Here is a 1,743-nt window from a genome sequence, read left to right as displayed (position 1 = left end):
AGAGCGATCGCCTTGCAATGCGGTTTGGTTCGACTGAACTTCCTCGCTTTTTACCAAATTCTGGGGGCTACGTACGAACAGATGATTTTGGAGTTCAAATACTCCTCAATTATCGCAACGGTCAGCAACGATTTCGCACGCTATCCCTTAAAGATATTAACGGTATTGAAACCGGGAAACGCAATCCCAACGTGCTGCGCGATACTTTCTCAGGAAGCATCGTTCTAATTGCGGTAACTGCTCCTAGTATTAAAGACTTTATCAATACTTCTGCGATCGCTAATTTGCAACCGCCTGGAAAAATTTATGGAGTTGAATTTCATGCCCATGTTGCCAGTCAAATTGTCAGCGCCGTTCTCGACAGACGACCCGTTTTAAAAACTTGGTCAAAGGGTTGCGAATATCTTTGGATTGTCAGTTGGGGCGTGTTAGCTATTTATCTCGATCGGCTGACTCAATCTCCCTTAAAAAACCTCGTGTATGTTGCCGTTTTTAGCCTGGGTTTAGTTGGAATTGGTTGTGCCTTCACCGTCAAAGGATGGTGGATTCCAGTAGTGCCAACTTTATTAGTTTTGGTCATCAATGGTGCAATCTTGAGCGCTTTCTATCAATACGACAGATTTTTGAAATCTCAGATCAAAATCCGCCAACAAACCATCGAACGAACATTTATTGTGATTCATAATGGCCCCCTCCAAACACTAGCTAATATTTTGAGGCACGTACAAGATCGAGATCTAGAACAAAATCAATTGCTCGAAGAACTGAAAAATCTGAACTACGAAATCCGAGAAGTCGGCGAATACCTCAAACTAGAAGCCTTAGATCGAGAGGAAAGTTTCCGGCTTGGCAGTGGTTTAATTCTCGACTTAAAGCTGCCAATTCGCGACTTGTTCTATGAAGTTTACAGCCATACACTAAGGCGAAACTTTCCCTGTTTTAAAACGCTCAAAGTTAAAGCTTATTCCTTCGCTTCAATTGAAGAGCAATACTTGAGCCTCGAACAAAAACAAGAACTCTGCCAATTTCTGGAAGAAGCGCTGTGCAATGTCGGGAAACACGCCAAAGGAGTAACCCGTCTCAGTGCTACTGGCAAGCAAATTGAAGGCTGGTATACTTTAAGCATTAAAGATAATGGGGGTGGCTTTGACTCGTGCTGTGAAGGGCGAGGCACGAAGCAGTGTCTAAATATAGCAAGGAAATTAAGAGGAAAGTTTCAGCGAAAGTCTGTCCCAGAGAAAGGAACTTTGTGTGAGTTAACTTGGCCGATCGAGGGTAGAAACTGGAGTTTCGATCGGATAAAACGTCACCTCAAAAGCAAGGTTTTGAAAGTGAGGGGTTAGAGCGTGTTTTCTTGCCTACTCATTCAGATCCAGATCCCCCTAAATCCCCCTTAAAAAGGGGGACTTTAAGAGCCTTTCTCCCCCCTTTTGTAGGGTTCGGCCTCTTACTCTAATGACGAGCACAGCACATTCGAGTAAGAGATTGAAAGGTGCTCCCGTGCCCGCCCCGGCTGGGGGATCTAAAGAGTTTGAAAACACGCCCTAGACTCCTCCTGCAACGGCATCATAACAAAATAGCGAATGTCATTTCCACGATCGGTGCAATAACACTTAAAGAAGTAGCGACGCACGCCTCTATCACAGGGGGGATGACGTTGCAGCTTTTATTGCGATCGAAATTGAATGCGATCGCACCTCTTTAATCTTGCCAACCCTCCGTTTCACTCCGCCCAACATTTAC

At 44.6% G+C, this 1,743-nt stretch carries 2 protein-coding genes; both read left to right on the top strand.

The features are described 5' to 3' along the window. The coding region (locus tag QT974_RS34060; RefSeq protein WP_333472769.1) for a sensor histidine kinase at positions 1–1,343 on the top strand (1,343 nt) is incomplete at its 5' end. A 188-nt stretch (positions 1,344–1,531) separates the two neighbouring features. Next, entirely contained in the window at positions 1,532–1,705 is a 174-nt protein-coding gene (locus tag QT974_RS34055) for a hypothetical protein (RefSeq protein ID WP_333472768.1), read from the top strand. Positions 1,706–1,743: the final 38 nt, after the last annotated feature.

The organism is Microcoleus sp. BM001215392 (genome assembly GCF_036700185.1).
Lineage (GTDB): Bacteria > Cyanobacteriota > Cyanobacteriia > Cyanobacteriales > Microcoleaceae > Microcoleus.
Note: the sequence above shows the minus strand (reverse complement) of the source record. Positions and strands in the feature narration are given on the sequence as shown.